This window comes from Lysinibacillus sp. BPa_S21 (genome assembly GCF_023337795.1).
Taxonomy (GTDB): domain Bacteria; phylum Bacillota; class Bacilli; order Bacillales_A; family Planococcaceae; genus Lysinibacillus.
Genome location: NZ_JALIRS010000005.1, coordinates 40,656 through 62,919, shown reverse-complemented (window position 1 = coordinate 62,919; position 22,264 = coordinate 40,656). Strand labels below are relative to the sequence as shown.

Sequence of the window (22,264 nt, the reverse complement as noted above, 5' to 3'; positions counted from 1 at the left end):
CGCCAGCCCGACTATAATTGTTGGGTGGCGTCTTTTTACAAGAGAGGAAAGTATAATTTTCCAAATGTCTACTAGAAGATTGCTTTGAAAGGTTTTCTTATGTAAGCTTTTCTCTAGCGTTTTTTTCTTAACAAGGGAGGATTTTGAATGGAAAAGATTTGTGTGTTAGGGGCAGGTTCGTGGGGTACAGCGCTCGCGATGGTACTTGCAGAAAATGGACATGATACACTTTTATGGACTCATCGAACTGATCAAGCAGACGAAATTAACAACTTGCATACGAATAAGAAGTATTTACCTGAAACGGTACTACCGGCAAATTTGTATGCAACAAGTGATATTGCTGAGGCAGTTGCTCATTCGGAGACAATTGTCGTAGCCGTGCCTACAAAGGCTATTCGAGAAGTATGTGAAAAAATGATAGCATTACTCGATAAAAAAGTACTGTTTGTTCATGTATCGAAAGGGATTGAGCCCGATACATTAAAACGAATTTCAGAAATTTTAGAAGAAAGTTTACCAGCTGAATTTGTTGAAGAAATTGTAGTCCTTTCAGGCCCAAGTCATGCAGAGGAAGTTGTTTTACACCACCCGACAACTGTTACAGCCGCTTGTGCAAGCATTGAAGCCGCAGAAAAAGTTCAGGATTTATTTATGAATCAATTTTTCCGTGTTTATACAAGCAAAGATGTGATCGGCGTAGAAATAGGCGGGGCATTAAAAAACGTAATCGCATTAGCTGCAGGTATTTCAGACGGCTTAAATTATGGTGATAATGCCAAAGCGGCACTTATTACGCGAGGATTGGCTGAGATTTCACGTCTTGGTGTTAAAATGGGTGGGAATCCATTTACATTCTCTGGACTTACAGGCATGGGGGACTTAATTGTAACATGTACAAGTGTGCACTCTCGAAACTGGCGTGCAGGTAATTTACTGGGACAAGGAATGAAACTGCCAGAGGTATTAGACCAAATGGGCATGGTTGTTGAAGGGGTACGCACAACAAAAGCTGCCTATCAATTAGCGGAGAAAAATGAGGTTGCTATGCCTATAACAACGGAGCTTTATAGTGTTTTATTTAGTGATGTTGAACCGAAAGTAGCGGTTGATGCATTAATGATGCGTATGAAAAAGCGTGAAATCGATGACATGATATACTAAAATTAATGGAACATACCGGATCTATTTGATTAGATTTGTCATAGAATGGACATAAATAGGGTATCTCAGTTGATAACTGAGATGCCTTATTGCGTTTTCAGTTGAATAAGCAATAGCGGATTGTCAATTTAACAACTTTCAGAAGAAGTTCCTTACCTCTATGGTTGCTGGTATGATGCGGAATGAAGTTACTTTTCAGCGGGAGCCGAAATAGAGGAGAATACCACGTCCTGTAGCAATTTATCTGTGCGAAAGCGAAGCGATAGCAATACAAGACTGACCAACATCACGTTGGCCTAAAGCCTTTGGCGAATTGTGCCGAGGCATAATAGATTGCTAGTTACTGGACAACTATTTCATTTTAACGAATGCACATAGTATAATATAGTTTGATTGTTTTGTGATGTCGAAGAAAGGTGGTTGTCTTGAATGGGTCCGTTAGCACATTTGCCAGCGCTTGATATAATGTGGGTATCATTTTATTGTATCGGCTTTTTGATTGTATCTGTTGGTTTAATCTTCTTAGCTCGTCATAAGATTTCGAACGTTTTTTTACGTACAATTGTAAATTTAATGGCATACATACTGTTTGGGCTAGGCACATTTTTAATGGTACTAATTATTGCCACATGGCCATGATAAAAAATGATGAGGTGAAAGTGACGTGAAAAAACTAAGTGCTTTTCTTTTGGTAATTGTAACCGCGGTACTTTTAGTAGGTTGTGCATATCCAGAAGACGAAAAAAGGGCAAAATTAGTGCCTGATGCTGATCAATTAGCTGCGGTTCAGCGTGCGGTTGATGAATACCGAGAAGCAACTGGTGGACTAGTTCCTATTAAAAATAGCGAGCTAGATACAGATATATATATAAAATATTTAATTGATTTTGAAAAACTAATGCCAAAATATCTCGCGCAAATTCCTGGAAATGCCTATGAAAAGGGTGGAATATTCCAGTATATTATTTGGGATCCAGAGAAAGAAGCTAAAGTAAAATTGGTGGACTTAAATGCTGCAGAGCGAATTCGTGAAATAAATATTCGTAAACTTTCTACTCAGTATTTGCCTATAAAGGATGCAACTTCCGATAATGTATACCAAATTGATTTTGAAAAATTAGGCTATAAAAACGATGTTACTGTGAAAAGCCCTTATTCTGGTGCTGAATTACCAATATTTATGACAGGCGATGGCGAAATGCATGTCGACTATTCTATTGATTTAGGTCAACTACTAAAAGAAGACAAGCCAGATGTGAAGCCAGGAGATGATATTCGACTCCTACTTGTCGATAAATATCCAGTAGTACCGGCTTATTCTATACCGTATACAGTAGATGAAAAAGGTGAGCCAATTTATTTTATGGACGAATATAATAGTGATGCAAAAAAAGCTAGAGAAAAAGCTAAGGAAAAAGCAATTCAAGAGTCTGAATCCAAAACTAAAAAAGAGTAGTCAATAAAGCTCCTTACATTTGTGAGGAGCTTTTCATATTTATCTATTCGCTCGCATATAGTGAAAAAGCGTAGATAAAGGAGGCAGAAACCTTGAGTGAAGCAGTATTTAGAGAAATTGCAGAGCGCACAAATGGCGATGTTTATATTGGTGTTGTCGGTCCAGTACGTGTAGGTAAATCAACATTTGTAAAAAAGGTTATGGAATCGGTCGTGTTACCAAATATTGTGGACGAAACAGAAAGAATGCGTGCGCAAGACGAGTTGCCACAAAGCTCGCCGGGGCCAGTCATTATGACTGCTGAGCCGAAGTTTGTGCCTGCACAAGCAACACGTATTGCGGTTGGTGACGATGAAATGACGTTCCAAATTCGTTTAGCAGACTGCGTTGGTTATATCATTGAAGGGACAAAAGGCTATGAGGATGAAAATGGGCCAAAATATGTGCACACACCTTGGCATACAGAGCCTATCCCTTTCCAAGAAGCGGCGAAAATAGGCACAGATAAAGTAATTCGTGATCATGCCAATATTGGAATTGTTGTAACGACAGATGGCACGGTAAATGGTATAAGCCGTCGTGCGGCAGAGAAGGCTGAAGAAGAAATTGTAGAACAATTAATGGATATTGGAAAACCATTCGTTATTGTATTGAATTGCCAAATGCCGGCACGAGAAGAAACGGTACAGCTTCGAAATGAGCTATTTGAGCGATATAATGTTCCAGTTATTGCTACTTCTATTGATCAAATGCGAGCATCTGATATTCAGTATATTTTGCAAGAAGCATTATTTGAATTTCCAATTCGGACAATAGAAGTGGAAAAACCAGATTGGTTAGATGTTTTAGATGCATCACACCCATTGAACGTTGCATTAATCGATTCGATGGAAGAAGTGCTATCATCTATTATGAAAATTAGAGATGTACAGCAAGCGTCAGATGCCTTTAAAGCCATTGATTTTATTGACCAGAGTGAAGTGGTACATGTGGATGCTGGTATTGGGACCGCCGTCATCCGAGTGTCATTACAAAGTGAGCTTTATAAGTCAGTTTGCAATGAATGGCTAGATGAGCCGATTGAGACGAAGCGAGATTGGCTACTCTTTATTAAAGAGGCAGCGGAAGCAAAAGAAGCGCAAAAACGCTTTAAAACTGCTATTAGTGAAGCAGATTCGAACGGTTACGGTGTGACATTGCCGATGATGCAGGAGTTTGAGCCAACAGCACCAGAGCTCATTAAACAAAATAATTTTTATGGTGTTCGTATGAAGGCAAAAGCGCCATCATATCATATCATTCGAGTAGATATGGAATCAGAATTCGCGCCACTAATTGGCTCTGAATTCCATAGTCAACAATTACTTAAGGATTTAAATCATGCTTATTTACATGATCGTGAAGCTTTATGGAATACACAACTTTTTGGAACGCCGCTACATGAAGTGTTAAAAGAAGGGATACGCTACAAAATGGATGCTGTACCATCTACAGCCAAAAAACGTATGCGACAAACAATTGAACGTATGGTGAACGAGGGTGACAGAGGATTAGTTACATTTATTTTGTAGTGAAAAAATGAAAAATAAAGCACAAAAAATTACCACAGGACTTTTCGTTTTTATGCGAAAAGTCCTGTTATTTTTGTTTTTTGGGTGAAAAACGCATTTTTTGGTTATAATCATGTATGAATACAGTTGCGTAGCGGTTTTCTATGTGTTACTCTTTTTACAGAATTGGTTCATGACCCTTTGAGAGGAGGTGAATGGTGTGAATAAAACAGAATTAGTAAACTCTGTTGCTGAAGCTGCAGGTCTTTCAAAAAAAGACGCTTCTAAAGCAGTTGAAGCTGTATTTGATACAATTCAAGATGCTCTTGCAAAGGGTGACAAAGTACAATTAATTGGTTTTGGTAACTTTGAAGTACGTGAACGTGCGGCTCGTAAAGGTCGTAACCCACAAACTGGTAAAGAAATCGAAATCGCTGCTAGCAAGGTACCTGCTTTCAAACCAGGTAAAGCGCTTAAAGATGCTGTAAAATAATACACGTCTAGTAGTTACATAGAGCAGTCTTCATGTAAATGAACATGAAGGCTGCTCTTTTTAACTTTTTCAGTTGTTGTAACGAAAGTGAAACGACAGTTACCAATATTTTGGCGGCGCAATTATGCTGAGATATAATGGATCTTCACTACGAAAAGTTGCGCAGATAGCTATATAAGTTAGTCGTACATAGAAAGATGCTATAAACGAAAGTATATGGAATGTAATATCATATGCACATATAAAGGCCATCACTAAAAATTGCGCTATATTTTGTTGATTGAATGAGCAAGGACCTCACCAGCTGGAACGGAAATCAACCATACGAAATAATGTGAGCCACGAATTTAAATATAAGCTCCTAATTAGAAAGCAATAAGTGGCTATTTTGCTCATAAAGAGTTGAATTTCTTTTGATTCAAGTAAGTCGTTTTGCGCTTACCTTTTGGATATGCTACGATGCTTAAGGAAATGTGTAATGTATTGATACGCAGGAGGGTTTTTACGGATGTCGAATGTTGATTTATTGAAAATAGAAGAAGCAGTAAAAATGATTTTAGAGGCGGTAGGCGAAGATGTAAATCGTGAAGGTTTACTCGATACGCCGAAACGTGTAGCAAAAATGTATGCAGAAATGTTTAGTGGCTTACACGAAGATGCAAAAGATTATTTTAAAACCGTGTTTCATGAAGACCATGAGGAATTAGTACTTGTGAAGGACATTCCGTTTTATTCGATGTGTGAGCATCATTTAGTGCCTTTTTACGGGAAAGCTCATGTTGCTTACATACCAAACGATGGCATTGTTGCTGGACTAAGTAAATTAGGACGTGCAGTAGAAACCATTGCACGTCGTCCGCAATTGCAGGAACGTATTACTTCTTCTGTAGCGGAGACAATTATGGAAATGCTCTCTCCTAAAGGTGTTTATGTAGTCATTGAGGCGGAGCATATGTGCATGACTATGCGAGGACTTAAGAAACCAGGTTCTAAAACTGTGACATCGGTGGCGCGTGGTATTTACTTAGAAGATGAAGTAAAACGTAGAGAAGTTTTATCATTTATTCAAATGTCTTAAATTGTATGTCTAATTATGTTATGATGGACTAAGAATTTTTCGGATTTAAGGAGTGTACAGACAATGGCACAAGATTATATTGTTATTCAAGCTGAGGAAGATGGCGTGCACGTAATCGGTTTAACACGAGGTACAGATACAAAGTTCCATCATTCTGAAAAATTAGATGCAGGTGAAGTTATGATTGCTCAATTTACCGAACATACATCTGCCATGAAAATTCGTGGGAAAGCACAGATTCATACAGCTCATGGTGTTATAAATAGCGAAGCAAAGAAGTAGTGTGAGAAATTACTTTACAAAAGTGCTTTATGTCTATGCAAATTAGTGATGGCACATATAAATCGATTAGATGTGTAAAACTTAGTAATGTTTTCACTCCGATTTTAACTTCTTTCAGCCAGTGTTTTTGTAGCCAGCTACAAATGTCTTCCACCTTTCTAGGCGTTGAGATGAATGCTGAAAGAAGTTAAAGCCTCCGGACGCAATTATGCCGAGGCATAATTGATAGGCAGTTGGATTTTTCCGTTTTTTAACGGGGAAGCTCTACTGCCTATCATGATGAATAAAGCAAAAATTTTTTATTCCGAATCGTCGCGTATGCTATAATGACACAGTAAGCAAGCGTTAGGTCATGAAGTGACTAACGTATTTGAAATTGAAATGGAGTAAGGTCTATGAATGCAACATACATTCAAAATTCAATTGCACAACTAAAAACAGAGATTTTCATGGATGTTCGTCATAGAACTTTGCAAAAATACACAGGGTTGCCTGTGCTCGATGAAAATCAATTATTTTACTTGTTAGTGCCCTTTTTAAATGGGGAAGAGTGGCAGCAAGAGGAAAGAGAAGCTGCAATTACTGTTGGAATTGTGTACGCAGCCTTAGCGGCGCACGACCATATTAAAGAATTAAACGCCACATCCAAAGAACAGCAGCTAACCGTTTTAGCTGGAGACTTTTATAGTGGCCGTTATTATGAGATTTTAGCGATGTCGGGAAATGTCGCATTGATCCGAAGCTTGTCGCAAGGTATTGTGGCACGTTGTGAACACCAAATTAAAGTATATGAGGCAGAAAAGCGATCAATCGAACAATGGTTTGCCTCAATAACTAACATTGAATCAGGACTAATCTCAAAATTTTTCGAGCTCTATTCGTTTAGTAATTATATTCCAATTATGGATAAGAGCTTATTAATCTTGCGTTTAGAAAGAGAATTGGCGACCTATCAACGTGGGCAAGTATCTTTAATGAGTAAGGTTCTTGAAGAAAGTGCAAGGTATGCTGGAGCGACCTATAGCAACGTCATACAGGACAAAATTGTGCAATTAAAAACAGAGCTGTTACAGGTGATAGAAGAAGCATCGTTTTTACAAAGTGATGTTAAACAAGCTCTGCAAGCACGTGTAGAGGCATCCATTGCTTCTACTAATGGATAAGAGAGGTTTTTCAAAATGGCTAAAACGAAAGAAGAGCACGTGCACGAAGTATTTGAAAGTATTTCGGAAAACTATGACAAAATGAATGGTGTTATTAGTTTCCAAATGCATGTTGGCTGGCGCAATGATACGATGAAGCACATGGCAGTAAAACCTGGAGCGAAGGCACTAGATGTATGCTGTGGTACGGCAGATTGGACAATTGCATTAGCCGAGGCAGTTGGTGAAGGCGGAGAAGTAAAGGGGCTAGACTTCAGTAAAAACATGCTAAAGGTTGGCGAGGAAAAGGTAAAGCCTTACCCACAAATTGAACTAATACATGGAAATGCGATGGAGTTACCTTTCCCAGACAATACATTTGATTATATAACAATTGGTTTTGGACTGCGCAATGTACCGGATTATTTACAAGTTTTAAAGGAAATGAATCGTGTTGTAAAACCAGGGGGAATGGTTGTTTGTTTAGAAACATCTCAATCTGAAATTCCAGGCTATCGACAATTATTCCGTTTTTATTTTAAATATATAATGCCGATATTTGGTAAAATATTTGCAAAAAGCTATAAAGAATATTCTTGGCTACAGGAATCAGCAAATGATTTCCCAGGTATGAAGAAGTTAGCGGCAATGTTTGAGCAGGCAGGTTTAGAAAAAGTAACGTATAAAGCATACAGTGGCGGTGCTGCGGCAATGCATATGGGCTTTAAAAAAGTACGTTAATGGGGGAAGGTTTTCACACGTGGAAAAGATGAAGTTAAAACTACTCTATTCCGATTTGAAATCAGATATCGAAATCATTGAACAAGAATTAGAAAAGGCTGTGAACTCTTCTTCATGTTTGATCAATGATGCTTCTCTCCATTTATTGCAAGCTGGTGGCAAACGGATACGACCAATTTTTGTGTTGCTTGGCGCGAAATTTGGCGAATATGACATCGAAAAGATGAAAGATGTAGCCGTGCCAGTAGAGCTTATTCATATGGCATCACTTGTGCATGATGATGTAATTGATGATTCCAATATGCGAAGAGGACGCCCGACTGTCAAATCACAATGGAATAATAGAGTTGCAATGTACACGGGCGATTTTATTTTTGCGCGTGCACTTGAATATATTACAAAGCTTGAAGACCCATTAGTTCATCAAATTTTAGCACGTACAATGGTGGAAATTTGTAACGGTGAAGTCATTCAAATCGAAGATAAATTTAGATTAGATCAAGGATTAAAGGATTATTTTAGACGCATCAAACGAAAAACGGCCTTACTGATTTCTTCTAGTTGTGAACTTGGTGCAGTGGCAGCAGGTGTCGATCCCAAGACAGTGAGACATTTGAAACGCTTCGGCTATTTTGTGGGCATGAGTTTCCAAATTATCGATGATGTTTTAGATATTATGGCAACAGATAAAGAATTAGGGAAGCCAGCAGGTAGTGATTTACTACAAGGTAATATTACATTACCGATTCTTATGTTAAAAGATGATCCTAACATGCAACCTTACTTGGTAAAAGTATTTGCAGGTACGTTGACGGAAAGAGAACGTCAAAATATGCTGCAGTATGTGCGTAAATCCGACGCGATTGAGCAAGCTAATAAAATGAGTGATAAATATTTGAAAAAGGCTTTGCAAGAGATAGATGCATTACCAAAACATCCTGTCAAGAAAAAACTACGTGATGTCGCTCTATTTATGGGCAAACGTAAATTCTAGCTTTTTGTTGTACAAAGGCTCATTTTTTGTTAATATTTATCGGTAGGTGTAAAACCTGTTATACGAATTTAAGGAGTGTTTTAAACATGGCAATCGAAAAAACTTTTTTAATGGTTAAGCCTGATGGCGTAGAACGTCAAGTAGTAGGAGATATCGTAGATCGTTTTGAACGTCGCGGTTTTGTATTGAAAGGTGCTAAATTAATGGTAATTCCAACAGAATTAGCAGAAAAGCACTATGCTGAGCATGCTGAGCGTCCATTCTTTGGTGAATTAGTTGATTTCATCACTTCTGGTCCTGTATTCGCTATGGTATGGGAAGGCGAAAACGTAATCAAACTTGCTCGTACAATGATGGGAGCAACTAAACCTGAAGAATCTAACCCAGGTACAATCCGTGGTGACTATGCAACAACTGTTTCTCACAACATCATTCACGGTTCTGATTCACTTGCTTCTGCTGAGCGTGAAATCGGCCTATTCTTCGGTGAAGATTTAGTTTAATTTCTTTCAGCTAAATAGAGTAGTGAAAATAACTACGAGAACTAAATAAAAAAATCATCTATTTTCCGATGTAACTTTTACCTTCTAACAAAAAATGTTAGGAGGTTTTTTGTTTGTCTAAATCATTTAATAAAGTTAATTCAAACATTGATTTAGATTTATTTACTATCAAACGAAAAATTAATAACCCAATAGAAAATTGATTCTTTTTAGATATGGATAGCCGAAATATAAAAATTGAACATGCTTTAAATGTTGTTATTACAAAATTCGGGATTTTGCAAATAACTATTTGTAAACAATGTATAAAATTATAAAGCAGCTAAAACTATTGCCATGTATATTCTCTTTGTGAAGTAGTACATTGTTTTATATTGTAGAATAGAGGTGAGCAAAGTATTTGGTATATTATGTACATTTAAAAACGTTAAATTTTATTCAATATGAAAATAACTAAATATATAAGATGGTGATTTGAATGAAGAACAGTATCCCCAAACCTATTACCAACATGGTCTTATTGTTACTTTTTCTTGTTGTTTTATGGTTTGTAGGTAATGTTAGCCAGCTATTATCTAGTAAAGAAAATACTGAAAGTGAAATTGGCTATATAGTAATGCATGAAGGAATAGTCTATTTTATTCAAGGAAAGGACGTTCAACAATCAGATATAGAGAATTTCTCTAGCGAAAATCTCATGTACTCAAATAAATTTGAATCAGTTTCAATTTTAAATAATGATTTGAAACTGTCTATGAAAGGAATTAAAAGTGGAGATAAAGTGAGGATTTGGTATTCTGAAATTTTGGAGTCAAATCCAGCAAAAATCAAAGTTATTCGTATAGAAAAACTGTGACCAAAAGTCTATAATTCCAAATTACGCCTTAAAGACATCTTGCAGTTTGGAATAGGACATTCGATTAAAACTATTTTTAAGGGGGTTAAAATATGTGGCTTTATGTAGATGATTTACGAGATATTCCAAAAGGGTTTGTCGGTGCTAGAACATTTGAAGAAGCTGTAAAATATCTTTTAACAGGCAACGTAAAATTAATAAGTTTAGATCATGATTTAGGATGTGATGAAAACGAAGTAGAGTTGAAAAATGGATATGATTTAGTTAAATGGATTTGCAATGAAGGTATTAGTATTAACACGGTATATATACATACTGACAATCCTGTTGGGCGTGAAAATATGTACGAAACATTAAAAGGAGCGGTTCGACACAACATTATTCAGATTGAAAAGCTATATCATTATCCTAAAGTTCCGAATAAATATACTGTAAGTAAAAAGTGATAATACCTACAGTAGTGATAATTTCTCTTGTACTTTATTCTCCGCTATCGTACATCTCTATATAAAAAGTGACCTGTATAAACCATTGTCAAAATAGTCTTGGGTAAAATGTGTATTGAGATAAGTAGTTAGGTGCTTACTGAGAGTTCATGTAAGTACCTTTTTCTATGGGTAGCAAATGAAAAGAGCTACGAATTAATTAGTAATATAGTACAATGAGGGTAAATAAATATTCCGATATATAGGAGAATGACAATGCCTGTTTATAATAAGTTAGTACGGGATAAAATTTTAGAGATTATTGAAGCGGATGGATTAAAGTATAATGCAAGGGTTTTAGAACCACCGGAGCTTCTAGTAGAGGTAAAGGCAAAAATGATTGAAGAAGCAAAAGAGTTTCATGGGGCAGCTAACGTTCAGGAGAGTGTTGAAGAATTAGCGGATATTTTAGAATTAGTACATACAGCTATCAGTGCGTTAGGTGTAAGTTATGAAGAACTAGAAGCGATTCGTGAGCAGAAGATGGCTAAACGTGGTGGGTTTGATAAGGTGATTTATTTAATTGATGTAGAGGATAAATAACCTATTTTCAATGATGAATAATTACTTATTTGTGAGTTTATGCTGAGCGTGAAATTGGCTTATTCTTCGGTGAAGATTTAGTTTAATACGCAAAATAGATAGCCTAAGCAATTTCAATTTAATTTGAGATTGCTTTTTTTAATGCTCAGGATTTTTAGGGACAGGTAGAAGCCTGGCACTATTGTTAAATACTTCATAGTCATGTAAAATTGAAGATGTAATATTCTGACTATTAGGACTTTGGATAGCGTAATAGTCATGAATATATTTCATAACATCTAAATAAATTGGATGATAGGAAAAGAGAGAGATGCCAGAGCAAAGGGGTTTTTTTATGAGAGAAGTGGTAATTGTATCAGCTGTTCGTACAGCAGTTGGCAGGAGTAAAGGGGCGTTAAGTAACGTTCGAGCAGATGACTTAGCGGCAGATGTACTGCACGAAGTGGTACAACGAGCAGGCATACAAAAGGATCAGGTAGAGGATGTTATTTTTGGCTGTGTAACGCAAACTGCTGAACAGGGAGCAAATATAGCTCGTACCGCATTATTAATGGCAGGCTTTCCGGAAAGTGTTCCAGGAGTGACAATCGATCGTCAATGTGGCTCGAGTCAGCAGGCTGTGCACTTTGCAGCACAAGCGATTTTAGCAGGCGATATGGACATTGTGATTGCTGGTGGCGTTGAGAGTATGACGAGGGTACCAATGGGGTCTAACATGAAGGGTGCCCACGCGGGGGAACGTTTACAAGATAACTATACAATTATACATCAAGGGGTATCCGCAGAGAAAATAGCGGAAAAGTGGCGTTTGTCCAAGGATCAGCTAAATAACTATGCTTACAACAGTCATAGACGAGCATTAGCTGCAATAGAGGCGGGCCGTTTTCAAAAAGAAATATTGCCTGTCCAAGTTACGCAAGAAGACGGCGCAGTGACAACGTTTTCTGTTGATGAAGGACCTCGGGCAGAAACAACAGTTGATAAATTAAATGGGCTTAAAACCATTTTTAAGGAAGATGGTGTGATTACAGCCGGTAATGCAAGTCAAATGAGTGATGGTGCCTCAGCGGTAGTGATAATGTCTTTAGAAAAGGCCCAGGAGCTTGGCATCCAACCACTTGCTAAAATTGTTACTAGGGTAGTCGTTGGCTCAGATCCGACGTTAATGCTAACTGGTCCGATTGAGGCAACTAGACAAGTACTAGAACGTTCAGGTCTTACGATAGAGGACATTGATACGTATGAAGTGAATGAAGCTTTTGCGCCAGTACCACTTGTTTGGTTGCATGAAATTGGAGCAGATCCAAATAGATTAAATCCAGATGGAGGAGCAATTGCTTTGGGGCATCCATTAGGAGCGACAGGTACAAAGCTGTTAACAACGATGCTGTACCGAATGGAACGTGAAAATTTGCGTTATGGCTTACTTGCAATTTGTGAAGGTATGGGGATGGCAAATGCCACGATTATTGAAAAAATGTAAAAGGGGTTGTGTTTGATGAATGAAGTAATAGCAGTTGTTACTGGGGGAGCCTCTGGTTTAGGAGAGGCGACTGTTCGTAAAATTGTTGCAGAGGGTGGCAAAGCAGTCATTTTTGATCTTAATGACGAGCGAGGACATGCACTAGTAGAGGAGTTAGGGGAGAATGTCCAATATGCACGTGTTGATGTTACAAAAGAAGCGGATGTAGCGGCAGGGCTTGAGCAAGCAATAGCGAAATTTGGGTTCATTAACGTCACAGTGAATTGTGCAGGAATTGCTGATGCCAGTAAAGTACTTTCAAAGCGCGGTGTACATGCCCTTAATTTATTTGAAAAGGTGATTTCTGTGAATTTGATTGGTACTTTCAATGTTATTCGCCTTGCAGCTGAGAAGATGCAACTTAATGAGCCGAACGAGGATGGTCAGCGTGGCGTTATTATTAATACTGCATCTGTGGCAGCGTTTGATGGGCAAATAGGACAAGCGGCATATAGTGCGTCAAAAGGAGGTGTAGCGGCAATGACATTGCCGATTGCAAGAGAGCTTGCTGAAATTGGTGTACGTGTTATGACGATTGCCCCAGGGTTAGTAGAAACACCAATGTTTGCATCGCTACCAGAGCCGGCAAGAACCGCACTTGCCCAGATGACTCCATTCCCTAAACGGCTTGGGAAACCAGCTGAATATGCGCTACTGGTCGAAAGTATTATCAAAAATGGCTTATTAAATGGTGAAGTAATCCGCTTGGACGGCGCCATTCGTATGCAGCCGAAGTAAGGGTAAAACGAAGGTGTGTACTAGATTTACACAGAGCTAAGAGAATGAGCGAAAGCTAAGGTGATCTTCCAGTGATTACGACTCGTGAAGCTCTGAAGTTAAAAGGTCCTTGTCTGCGGATATCGAGCCGAAAAACGAGCTTGTTTCGTATGTGATTTTTAGTAGTAGCAGTCAGCCTTGGACGATTCAAAATTTTTATAAACAAAGGGGAGTGTTGTTATGCACATGATGGATACGCCTTTATTATTAACAAGTTTTTTGGATCGAGCAGAACGATTTTTTCATGCGAAAAAAATATATTCGCGGACAAGCCCTACAACAATTCACGAGTTTACATATAAAGAATATGTAAAACGCACTCGTAAACTAGCGGATGCTCTTACTAAGCTGGGGATGCAGAGGGGGATGAAGGTAGGTACCTTCGCTTGGAATCATCACCGCCATTTAGAAGCATATTTTGCAGTACCATGTGCGGGAGCTGTATTGCATATGATAAATATTCGATTAGCACCTGAGCATATCGCTTATGTTATTAATCACGCAGAAGATGAAATTTTACTAATTGATGATAACTTAGTTCCACTCATTGCACCGATTGTCTCACAATTAAAATCGGTTAAGCATTTTATCGTCATGGGGGATGCGGTCGAACTAGAAAACATGCCATTACCGAATGCTCTTTCTTATGAGGCGTTACTTGAAGAGGCGAAAGATGATTTTAGATTTCCAGATGATCTAGATGAAAATATACCTGCTGGCATGTGCTATACAAGTGCAACTACAGGAATGCCAAAGGGTGTAGTGTATACGCATCGTAGCATTGTCCTCCATACTATGGCTGCGGGACTCTCTGATAGTATTGCAATAGGTGAGACTGATGTTTTACTTCCTGTTGTACCAATGTTCCACGCGAATGCGTGGGGATTTCCGTTCGCTGGTGTATTATTTGGTGCTACACAGGTGCTTCCAGGGCCAATGTTTACACCACAGCTTCTCCTTGATTTATTTGAAAAATATAAGGTAACGTTGACTGCAGGAGTACCTACAATTTGGCTTGGGGTATTACAGGAGCAACGCAAAAATCCACGTGATCTGTCTTCAATGCGGTTGATAGTATGTGGTGGTTCAGCATCGCCGCTCGGTCTAGTTCGTGGCTTCGAGGGGGACCTTAAAATTCCTTACATGACGGGCTATGGTATGACTGAGACATCGCCACTTGTTAGCGTATCGACGTATTTAACACATATGCAAGATTATACGATGGATGAAAAAATGGATGTTCGTATTACACAGGGAATAACAGTGCCGCTCATTGAAACACGCGTAGTTAATGAAAACGGAGAAGTCCCTTGGGATGGCAAAACTATGGGCGAATTGACAATTAGGGGCCCGTGGATTGCTGCAGAGTATTATAACGATGAACGAACAAAGGAAGCCTTTAAAGATGGCTGGCTTTACACTGGTGATATTGCAGTAATGACAGTAGATGGTTATATCAAAATCACAGATCGTACAAAGGATTTAATTAAAAGCGGTGGAGAATGGATTTCTTCCGTAGAGCTTGAAAATGCTTTGATGTCACACCCTAAAGTGTTTGAGGCTGCTGTTATAGCAATTCCTCACGAGAAATGGATTGAACGACCACTAGCGTGCGTTGTACCAAAGCCTGAATTCCAAGATTCCATTACGAAAGCAGAGCTACTAGATGATTTACGATCGCAATTCCATAAAACATGGATTCCTGATGACGTTGTATTTTTAAATGAGATACCGAAAACTTCTGTAGGAAAATTCATGAAGGTAAAATTGCGAGAAGATTTAAAGGAATATCGAGTAGAGGTTTAGGGGACTAGAAAATGGAGGTGGTAACTAACTACCTTCATTTTTTATGCGAAAAAATGGAATCGGTGGGACCCTTTCCATGAACGTGGTCCATATAATTTTTTCTTACAAACAATACTAATTAAGAATAGATTTTAGTATGGACTTAACTTTTTGGTTTTATCGCTAAAAGTTAGGCGTAATATTAGTTAAAACGTATGCATGTTATAAGTTGATCTTCGTTACGACTGGGCGACTCCTTGGGGATAAGCGATAGGGGAACGAAGGCTAAAACCATCACATCCTGTGATAACGCCTTCGTGACCAACATCCTGTTGGCCCGAGACCCTGGAGCGCAGCGAAGCGGCTCATCGGACGCCCCCAGGAAAGCGCCCAGTCGGAACGGAAATCAACCTTTTGCATGATAAGAATCGAATGTGCAGTAAATGATATTTTGGTGAAGAACCAACAGAATCAATGGAATATTTTTGCCGAAATAATGAAAGAATGATAAGAAAAATGAAACTATTTTTTCCATTTCACCGTATAATCATTATTAATGAAAGGATGTGGACGTATTGTCAATTGCGATAGTTGCAATAATTGGAGGAATAGTTATTGCTTTAGCAGGTATTTTTACAGATACACATACAAAAAAACAAAAAATTAAATTAAAGGCTATAGAGAAGGAAGTAGAGTTAGAGAAGCTAAGATTAGAAACGTATACGATGGAAACAGAAAAATTACGTCTAGAATTAGAACAATCCAAAGTGTTATTATTAGAGGAAAAGCAAAACTCAACTAAGTAACTTGGATTACATGTGAAAGGCTATTTCAGGAATGGCACTTTTCCGCTATAATGGAAATACGACGCTAGAGGGGAAGAAGACTGCATGTCTGATTATGAACAGTTTATAGAAGGTATAAAGCGCAAAACAGGAATAGATTTAGCGCTATATAAAGAAGCGCAAATGAAAAGACGATTAACATCTCTGTATGAGAAAAAGGGATATCGTCATTTTGTGGACTTTCTAAAGGCACTTGAACAAGATCGTGACTTAATGAATGAGTTTTTAGATCGCATGACTATCAATGTTTCTGAATTTTATCGTAATGGGAAGCGTTGGGAAGTTTTGCAGAAAAAAATATTTCCGAAATTACTGCAATCTAATAAACGTTTGAAAATTTGGAGTGCTGCTTGTTCAACGGGTGAAGAACCTTATTCTTTAGTCATGGTATTATCGCAATTAGTGCCATTATCCCAAATTCAAATCATTGCTACTGATTTAGATGAAAATGTCATTCAAAAGGCGAAATTGGGTGTGTATCCAGAGCGCTCCTTAGCAGAAGTGCCGAGTGATATTAAAGCTAAGTATTTTGAGCAAGAAGGTTCTTTTTATAGGGTCAAAGATGAGATTAAACGTTGTGTGACTTTTAAGAAGCATAATTTACTTAAGGACCATTACGATTCTAATTATGATTTAATTGTTTGCCGCAATGTGATGATTTATTTCACTGAAGAAGCGAAAGATCAGATTTATACTAATTTTAGCAAAGCATTGCGGAAAGATGGAATTTTATTTGTTGGATCAACAGAGCAAATTTTTAATCCATCTCGTTATGAGTTTGAAGTTGAGGATACATTTTTCTATAGAAGGAACTAGTTAATAATATGAGAAAAGCATTCGTACAGTAGACAATATGAATGTCATGTACATAATTTTTTAGGCTTTAGACATAGATGAATCGTACGCTTTTCGCTTTGCCATAAGCAAAAGCGTATTTTTTATTAGTTAGATTGATGAAGATTAATAATTAATGAAGATCTTTTTCTATGTAAATCGTTCAGAATATTCTAATTTGAAAATGAATTTGCTGGAACAGTTCGGAATTTGCGAATGATTTAAAATGAGTCTTAAAAGACAATTGCAAAAGGACTGTTTTTTTAGAGAATATATGTTATAGTGAAAAATACATACTTTAGCGAGTTGAAGGGAGAAAGTGTTTATGCGTTACTTAACAGCCGGAGAGTCACATGGACCTCAATTAACAACAATTATAGAGGGCTTACCGTCGCTCTTACCAATTACAGTAGAAAAAATTAACCATGATTTAAAACGTCGTCAAGGAGGGCATGGGCGCGGTCGCCGTATGCAAATCGAAACGGATACAGTGGAAATAGTCGCTGGTGTTCGTCATGGCCAAACACTTGGTTCTCCCGTAGCACTCGTTGTTACAAATGATGACTGGAAGCACTGGACAAAGATTATGGGAGCAGAACCGTTAGCGGAAGATGTGAATCCTGAAGAGATTAAACGTCAAATTTCACGTCCACGTCCTGGACATGCAGATTTGGTAGGTGGCATGAAATACGGACACCGTGATTTACGAAATGTATTAGAGCGTTCCTCTGCGCGTGAGACAACTGTTCGTGTAGCAGTGGGTTCAGTTGCAAAAGCGTTATTAAATGAATTAGGCATTTCTATAGTGGCACATGTAACAGAAATCGTTGGTATTAAGGCAGACACTTCCTTAGTGGAAGGAAAATCTGTTGATGAAATTCGTGCCATTGTAGAGTCAGATCCTTGCTATTGTGTTGACCCAGAGGCATCTGCAAAAATGGTGGAGGCAATTGATGAAGCAAAAAAAGCGGGTGACTCAATTGGTGGCGTTGTCGAAGTCATCGTTGAAGGAGTACCAGCTGGTGTAGGTTCATATACTCATTATGACCGTAAGTTAGATTCGAAATTAGCCGCTGCTATGTTATCTATCAATGCATTTAAAGGTGTTGAGTTTGGAATTGGTTTTGAAATGGCACGGCGTAAAGGCTCTGAAGTACATGATGAAATCATTTGGTCAGAGGAAGAAGGCTATACACGTGCAACAAATCGACTTGGTGGTTTAGAAGGTGGAATGTCTACTGGAATGCCTATTGTCGTAAGAGGTGTCATGAAACCAATCCCTACATTATATAAACCGTTGCAAAGTGTTGATATTGAATCGAAAGAGCCATTTAAAGCTAGTGTAGAGCGCTCGGATAGCTGTGCGGTACCAGCAGCATCAGTTGTTGCTGAGCACGTTATTGCCTGGGAAATAGCGAATGCAATAATGGAACAATTCCATAGCGATCAATTACCTCAACTCAAAGCTCAAATCGACGAACATCGTCGTTATACAAAGGAGTTCTAATTTATGCGAGTACCAGTAGCGACGAGATCACATCAATATGAGGTTATCCTTGGTCATAATTTTTTAGCTGAAGCAGTAAAAGTATTTGATGCTAAGCTTCAAAAAGCTGATAAGCTCATTGTTTTTACGGATGCTAATGTGTGGGCGGCGCAAGGCGATTATTTTAAGGCGAATTTCCCTTATCATTTTGAGATTTTCATCTTACCAGGTGGTGAGGCATGTAAAACCTTTGAACAATACTATGCGGCACAAACATTTTTACTTGAACAAAAATGCTCACGCAAATCTTTTATTTTTGCATTTGGTGGGGGAGCTGTAGGTGATTTAACAGGCTTTGTTGCAGCCACTTATATGCGTGGAGTACCGTTTATTCAAATCCCAACGACGATTTTAGCACATGACTCAGCAGTAGGCGGTAAAACAGCTATTAACCATCCACTAGGTAAAAATATGATTGGTGCGTTTTATCAGCCCGAGGGAGTTATTTACGATACTGTATTTATCGAGAGCTTATCTGAACGCGAAGTACGTTCAGGAACAGCAGAAGTGATCAAGCATGCGATGATTTCTAATGCAGCGTGGTTAGAGGAATTAATGGCTGCAGAAACAGTTATTCATTTCACTACAGAAGAATTAGCGGAGCAACTTAGAAAAGGAATTGAAGTAAAAGCGCAAATCGTAGCAGAGGATGAAACGGAGCAATCTGTGCGGAAATTTTTAAATTTAGGTCATACTTATGGGCATGCCATTGAAGCTGCAGCTGGTTATGGAAAAGTGGCACATGGCGAGGCTGTCATGATTGGGCTTGTTTATTGTTTATTATTAAGTGAACGATACGGTGAATTAGACCGTAACTTCACGTCAGCATTTTTACAATTTGCAGTGAAGAATGGTTATCCATTTGAAGCTGTGAAAGAATATTCCTTTGAACAGTTAACAGAGTATTTAATGAAAGATAAAAAAGCGGAATATGGTATTTTACAATTTGTGTTGTTGGATAAAATTGGTAAGCCTTTCGTGCGACCAATTGATTTAGCAGAGTGCAGAGAAGTAGATGCTGAATTCCGACAGCTATTAGCGGAGGTGCTTGTATGATTCGTGGACTAAGAGGAGCAATTACAATTGAATCTGACAAGCCAGAGCTTGTATGGGATGAAACAGCAAGATTAGTGCGTGAAGTAGTAGCAGCTAATCATGTAGAAGTTGATGATATTGCTTCCATACTAATATCCACAACACCTGATATTACGTCAGCATTTCCGGCACGTGCTGTACGATTAATGGACGGGTGGCAATATGTACCTGTCATGTGTACGCATGAAATGGACGTGCCGAACGCATTGCCACTTTGTATTCGTGTATTAATACATGCGAATGTGGAAGTGGCACAAAAGGATGTTAAACACTTGTATCTCAATGATGCAGTTAAATTAAGACCAGATTTAGCCCAAGCTAAATAATAGAGGAGATGTTTGAGATGAAATGGAAACAACAATTGGACGGTATGCAAGCATATAAGCCTGGTAAACCAATTGAAGAAGTACAACGTGAATATGGTTTACAAGAAGTCGTAAAACTAGCATCTAATGAAAACCCATTTGGGTGCTCACCTAAGGTAACTGCTTATTTACAAAATAATTCTGTAAATCATGCGATCTATCCAGACGGTTATGCACAAAATTTACGTACAGCTGTTGCAAATCATCTAGGTGTCAAAGAAACACAGCTTCTTTTTGGTAACGGATCTGACGATATTATTGCGATTATTACTCGTGCATTGTTGTATCCAGGTGTCAATACAGTGATGGCAGACCCATCCTTCTCTCAATACTGGCACAATGCTGAAATAGAAGGCGCGGAGGTACGTAAAGTTCCTTGTGTCGAAGGTGCACATAATCTCAATGCTATGATAGCAGCAATTGATGACAACACTTCGATCGTTTGGGTTTGTAGTCCAAATAATCCAACAGGTGTTGTGATACCTGATGTTGAATTGCGTGCATTTTTAGCTAAGGTACCAAGAGATGTGTTAGTAGTTTTAGATGAAGCATATATCGAATACGTAACGCACCCTGGCCATAAAGATACTCTACCTTTAATTGACGAGTTTCCCAATGTACTATTAATGCGTACATTCTCAAAAGCATATGGTCTCGCTTCTTTCCGTGTGGGTTATGCAATTGCGCAACCAGACGTAATTGCTAAACTCGATCCAGTTAGAGCGCCATTTAATAATACAATTTTAAGTCAAGCAGTTGCGACAATCGCTTTAAGCGATAAAGAATATATTAAAGCTTGCCGTGAAGCAAATGAAAAAGGTAAAAAACAATATATTGAATTTTGCGAAAAACATAATCTAAAATACTTCCCTTCTGATACGAACTTTATTTTCTTTAATACGAATGCTGATAGTGATGTAGTTTTCAATGAGCTGATGAAACGAGGCTTTATAATCCGTAGCGGAAATGCGTTAGGATTACCTGGGTTTATCCGTGTGACAATCGGAACTGAGGCTCAAAATGAAGCACTGTTAAGTCACCTTGAAGACGTCCTTAAAGAGCAAGGAGTTTTTGCATGACACGTAACGTGCTCGTAATTGGGCTAGGCCTAATTGGTGGCTCGATTGCCTTAGCATTACAAAAAGCGCCAGAAACAAAAATTATTGGCTATGATATGGAGCCGAAAACACGTGAACATGCGAAAGAGTTAAATATTGTTCATGATATTGTGACAGATCCAAAAGAAGCAGCAGCTGACGCGGATGTTATCATTTTTGGAACACCCGTCAATGCAACACTTGAATGGATGGAACAATTAAAAACATGGCCGTTAAAAAATAAAGTAATCGTAACAGATACAGGTAGTACAAAGAAGATGATTATGCAAAAGGCTGGGGAACTACGTGAGTTAGGCATTACCTTTATTGGAGGACATCCAATGGCTGGCTCACATAAAAGCGGTGTTTTAGCTGCAAAGGCTCACCTTTTTGAAAATGCCTATTATATGTTAACACCGCTTGCTGGTGAAGAAATTGTCAATATGGCACAGCTTGAAAGTCTATTAAAATTTACACATGCAAAGGTTGTTAGTGTATCAGCTCGAGAGCATGATCATATGACAGCTGTAGTTAGTCACTTCCCACATGTTGTGGCAGCTTCTCTTGTGCATCAGTTGGGCGGAGAAAATGGGGAGTACCCAATGACACGTTCGCTTGCAGCTGGGGGCTTCCGTGATGTAACGCGTATTGCGTCATCCAATCCGATTTTATGGCGAGATATAACATTACAAAATCGAGATGAGCTTATTGCACAGCTAGAAGGCTGGGAAAAGGAAATGGGTCGGGTTAAGGAGCTGCTTTTAAATGGTGGCTCAGAGGACATTGAACAATACTTTGCGATGGCCAAAGAGCTAAGGGATGAATTACCGATAAGTGCAGGAGCCATGTTCACATCATTTGATTTATATGTTGACGTTCCTGACTATCCGGGGGTTATTTCTGAAGTGACAGGTTTACTTGCAGACGAAGCGATTAGTATTACGAATTTACGTATCGTAGAGTCGCGGGAAGACGTTTTCGGGATTCTTGTTATTAGTTTACAAAGTGAAAGTGACCGTGAACGTGCAGCAGCGTGTATACAAAAACGTGCTAATTATGAAACCTATATTTCATAGATAGTTTAAAAGAAAGCGTCGGAATTGCGGCGCTT

At 38.5% G+C, this 22,264-nt stretch carries 24 protein-coding genes; all 24 read left to right on the top strand.

Features of this window, described 5'->3' with window-relative positions:
* Positions 1 to 147: 147 nt before the first annotated feature.
* The 24 genes from MOK21_RS11790 (at position 148) to MOK21_RS11675 (ending at position 22,229) form a co-directional block, all read left to right on the top strand.
* Complete coding sequence (locus MOK21_RS11790; RefSeq protein WP_249074153.1) at positions 148 to 1,164, top strand: NAD(P)H-dependent glycerol-3-phosphate dehydrogenase; 1,017 nt, start codon at positions 148 to 150, stop codon at positions 1,162 to 1,164.
* Positions 1,165 to 1,593: 429 nt separating this feature from the next.
* Positions 1,594 to 1,803, top strand: a complete 210-nt coding sequence (locus tag MOK21_RS11785) for a DUF2768 domain-containing protein (RefSeq protein ID WP_249074152.1) — start codon at positions 1,594 to 1,596, stop codon at positions 1,801 to 1,803.
* 25 nt (positions 1,804 to 1,828) lie between these two features.
* Complete coding sequence (locus MOK21_RS11780) at positions 1,829 to 2,620, top strand: hypothetical protein (protein ID WP_249074151.1); 792 nt, start codon at positions 1,829 to 1,831, stop codon at positions 2,618 to 2,620.
* Positions 2,621 to 2,712: 92 nt separating this feature from the next.
* Positions 2,713 to 4,191, top strand: coding sequence for a stage IV sporulation protein A (spoIVA, locus tag MOK21_RS11775; protein ID WP_249074150.1), 1,479 nt, complete (start codon positions 2,713 to 2,715; stop codon positions 4,189 to 4,191).
* Between the two features lie 199 nt (positions 4,192 to 4,390).
* Complete coding sequence (locus MOK21_RS11770) at positions 4,391 to 4,663, top strand: HU family DNA-binding protein (RefSeq protein ID WP_004232618.1); 273 nt, start codon at positions 4,391 to 4,393, stop codon at positions 4,661 to 4,663.
* A 508-nt stretch (positions 4,664 to 5,171) separates the two neighbouring features.
* Entirely contained in the window at positions 5,172 to 5,741 is a 570-nt protein-coding gene (gene folE / locus MOK21_RS11765; RefSeq protein ID WP_249074149.1) for a GTP cyclohydrolase I FolE, read from the top strand.
* A 63-nt stretch (positions 5,742 to 5,804) separates the two neighbouring features.
* Entirely contained in the window at positions 5,805 to 6,023 is a 219-nt protein-coding gene (gene mtrB, locus MOK21_RS11760) for a trp RNA-binding attenuation protein MtrB (protein ID WP_049666799.1), read from the top strand.
* A gap of 395 nt (positions 6,024 to 6,418) precedes the next feature.
* The gene (locus MOK21_RS11755) at positions 6,419 to 7,186 is read left to right on the top strand and encodes a heptaprenyl diphosphate synthase component 1 (RefSeq protein ID WP_249074148.1); all 768 of its coding nucleotides are present in this window, start codon (positions 6,419 to 6,421) and stop codon (positions 7,184 to 7,186) included.
* Between the two features lie 15 nt (positions 7,187 to 7,201).
* The gene (locus MOK21_RS11750) at positions 7,202 to 7,906 is read left to right on the top strand and encodes a demethylmenaquinone methyltransferase (protein WP_249074147.1); all 705 of its coding nucleotides are present in this window, start codon (positions 7,202 to 7,204) and stop codon (positions 7,904 to 7,906) included.
* 19 nt (positions 7,907 to 7,925) lie between these two features.
* Complete coding sequence (gene hepT, locus MOK21_RS11745) at positions 7,926 to 8,900, top strand: heptaprenyl diphosphate synthase component II (protein ID WP_249074146.1); 975 nt, start codon at positions 7,926 to 7,928, stop codon at positions 8,898 to 8,900.
* A gap of 86 nt (positions 8,901 to 8,986) precedes the next feature.
* Complete coding sequence (gene ndk, locus MOK21_RS11740) at positions 8,987 to 9,403, top strand: nucleoside-diphosphate kinase (protein ID WP_132359254.1); 417 nt, start codon at positions 8,987 to 8,989, stop codon at positions 9,401 to 9,403.
* Between the two features lie 478 nt (positions 9,404 to 9,881).
* A complete protein-coding gene (locus MOK21_RS11735; RefSeq protein WP_249074145.1) occupies positions 9,882 to 10,259 on the top strand; it encodes a DUF3221 domain-containing protein in 378 nt (125 codons plus the stop codon).
* Positions 10,260 to 10,351: 92 nt separating this feature from the next.
* Entirely contained in the window at positions 10,352 to 10,705 is a 354-nt protein-coding gene (locus MOK21_RS11730) for a cyclic-phosphate processing receiver domain-containing protein (RefSeq protein ID WP_249074144.1), read from the top strand.
* A gap of 255 nt (positions 10,706 to 10,960) precedes the next feature.
* On the top strand, positions 10,961 to 11,287 hold the full coding sequence (locus tag MOK21_RS11725; RefSeq protein WP_249074143.1) for a nucleoside triphosphate pyrophosphohydrolase: 327 nt from the start codon (positions 10,961 to 10,963) through the stop codon (positions 11,285 to 11,287).
* A gap of 334 nt (positions 11,288 to 11,621) precedes the next feature.
* Positions 11,622 to 12,770 (top strand): thiolase family protein, encoded by a 1,149-nt coding sequence (locus MOK21_RS11720; RefSeq protein ID WP_249074142.1) that lies wholly within the window; start codon positions 11,622 to 11,624, stop codon positions 12,768 to 12,770.
* Between the two features lie 15 nt (positions 12,771 to 12,785).
* Positions 12,786 to 13,547, top strand: a complete 762-nt coding sequence (locus tag MOK21_RS11715; RefSeq protein ID WP_249074141.1) for a 3-hydroxyacyl-CoA dehydrogenase — start codon at positions 12,786 to 12,788, stop codon at positions 13,545 to 13,547.
* 219 nt (positions 13,548 to 13,766) lie between these two features.
* A complete protein-coding gene (locus MOK21_RS11710; RefSeq protein WP_249074140.1) occupies positions 13,767 to 15,392 on the top strand; it encodes a long-chain fatty acid--CoA ligase in 1,626 nt (541 codons plus the stop codon).
* Between the two features lie 554 nt (positions 15,393 to 15,946).
* Entirely contained in the window at positions 15,947 to 16,177 is a 231-nt protein-coding gene (locus MOK21_RS11705) for a hypothetical protein (protein WP_249074139.1), read from the top strand.
* Positions 16,178 to 16,261: 84 nt separating this feature from the next.
* The gene (locus MOK21_RS11700; RefSeq protein WP_249074138.1) at positions 16,262 to 17,032 is read left to right on the top strand and encodes a CheR family methyltransferase; all 771 of its coding nucleotides are present in this window, start codon (positions 16,262 to 16,264) and stop codon (positions 17,030 to 17,032) included.
* Positions 17,033 to 17,375: 343 nt separating this feature from the next.
* Entirely contained in the window at positions 17,376 to 18,557 is a 1,182-nt protein-coding gene (aroC, locus tag MOK21_RS11695) for a chorismate synthase (protein WP_249074137.1), read from the top strand.
* Positions 18,558 to 18,560: 3 nt separating this feature from the next.
* Entirely contained in the window at positions 18,561 to 19,652 is a 1,092-nt protein-coding gene (aroB, locus tag MOK21_RS11690) for a 3-dehydroquinate synthase (RefSeq protein WP_249074136.1), read from the top strand.
* Positions 19,649 to 20,017 carry a chorismate mutase gene (gene aroH, locus MOK21_RS11685; protein WP_249074135.1) on the top strand — a complete coding sequence of 123 codons (369 nt, stop codon included), beginning with the start codon at positions 19,649 to 19,651 and terminating at the stop codon, positions 20,015 to 20,017. Before aroB ends, aroH begins: the two co-directional genes overlap by 4 nt.
* A 17-nt stretch (positions 20,018 to 20,034) precedes the next feature.
* The gene (gene hisC, locus MOK21_RS11680) at positions 20,035 to 21,135 is read left to right on the top strand and encodes a histidinol-phosphate transaminase (protein ID WP_249074134.1); all 1,101 of its coding nucleotides are present in this window, start codon (positions 20,035 to 20,037) and stop codon (positions 21,133 to 21,135) included.
* On the top strand, positions 21,132 to 22,229 hold the full coding sequence (locus tag MOK21_RS11675; protein WP_249074133.1) for a prephenate dehydrogenase: 1,098 nt from the start codon (positions 21,132 to 21,134) through the stop codon (positions 22,227 to 22,229). The genes hisC and MOK21_RS11675 overlap by 4 nt, the downstream gene beginning before the upstream one ends.
* Positions 22,230 to 22,264: the final 35 nt, after the last annotated feature.

Coding starts and splice junctions, on each gene's coding strand:
- MOK21_RS11790 (WP_249074153.1), top strand. CDS start 148: ATGGAAAAGATTTGTGTGTTAGGGGCAGGTTCGTGGGGTACAGCGCTC.
- MOK21_RS11785 (WP_249074152.1), top strand. CDS start 1,594: ATGGGTCCGTTAGCACATTTGCCAGCGCTTGATATAATGTGGGTATCA.
- folE (WP_249074149.1), top strand. CDS start 5,172: ATGTCGAATGTTGATTTATTGAAAATAGAAGAAGCAGTAAAAATGATT.
- mtrB (WP_049666799.1), top strand. CDS start 5,805: ATGGCACAAGATTATATTGTTATTCAAGCTGAGGAAGATGGCGTGCAC.
- MOK21_RS11755 (WP_249074148.1), top strand. CDS start 6,419: ATGAATGCAACATACATTCAAAATTCAATTGCACAACTAAAAACAGAG.
- MOK21_RS11750 (WP_249074147.1), top strand. CDS start 7,202: ATGGCTAAAACGAAAGAAGAGCACGTGCACGAAGTATTTGAAAGTATT.
- ndk (WP_132359254.1), top strand. CDS start 8,987: ATGGCAATCGAAAAAACTTTTTTAATGGTTAAGCCTGATGGCGTAGAA.
- MOK21_RS11735 (WP_249074145.1), top strand. CDS start 9,882: ATGAAGAACAGTATCCCCAAACCTATTACCAACATGGTCTTATTGTTA.
- MOK21_RS11730 (WP_249074144.1), top strand. CDS start 10,352: ATGTGGCTTTATGTAGATGATTTACGAGATATTCCAAAAGGGTTTGTC.
- MOK21_RS11725 (WP_249074143.1), top strand. CDS start 10,961: ATGCCTGTTTATAATAAGTTAGTACGGGATAAAATTTTAGAGATTATT.
- MOK21_RS11720 (WP_249074142.1), top strand. CDS start 11,622: ATGAGAGAAGTGGTAATTGTATCAGCTGTTCGTACAGCAGTTGGCAGG.
- MOK21_RS11715 (WP_249074141.1), top strand. CDS start 12,786: ATGAATGAAGTAATAGCAGTTGTTACTGGGGGAGCCTCTGGTTTAGGA.
- MOK21_RS11710 (WP_249074140.1), top strand. CDS start 13,767: ATGCACATGATGGATACGCCTTTATTATTAACAAGTTTTTTGGATCGA.
- MOK21_RS11700 (WP_249074138.1), top strand. CDS start 16,262: ATGTCTGATTATGAACAGTTTATAGAAGGTATAAAGCGCAAAACAGGA.
- aroC (WP_249074137.1), top strand. CDS start 17,376: ATGCGTTACTTAACAGCCGGAGAGTCACATGGACCTCAATTAACAACA.
- aroB (WP_249074136.1), top strand. CDS start 18,561: ATGCGAGTACCAGTAGCGACGAGATCACATCAATATGAGGTTATCCTT.
- aroH (WP_249074135.1), top strand. CDS start 19,649: ATGATTCGTGGACTAAGAGGAGCAATTACAATTGAATCTGACAAGCCA.
- hisC (WP_249074134.1), top strand. CDS start 20,035: ATGAAATGGAAACAACAATTGGACGGTATGCAAGCATATAAGCCTGGT.
- MOK21_RS11675 (WP_249074133.1), top strand. CDS start 21,132: ATGACACGTAACGTGCTCGTAATTGGGCTAGGCCTAATTGGTGGCTCG.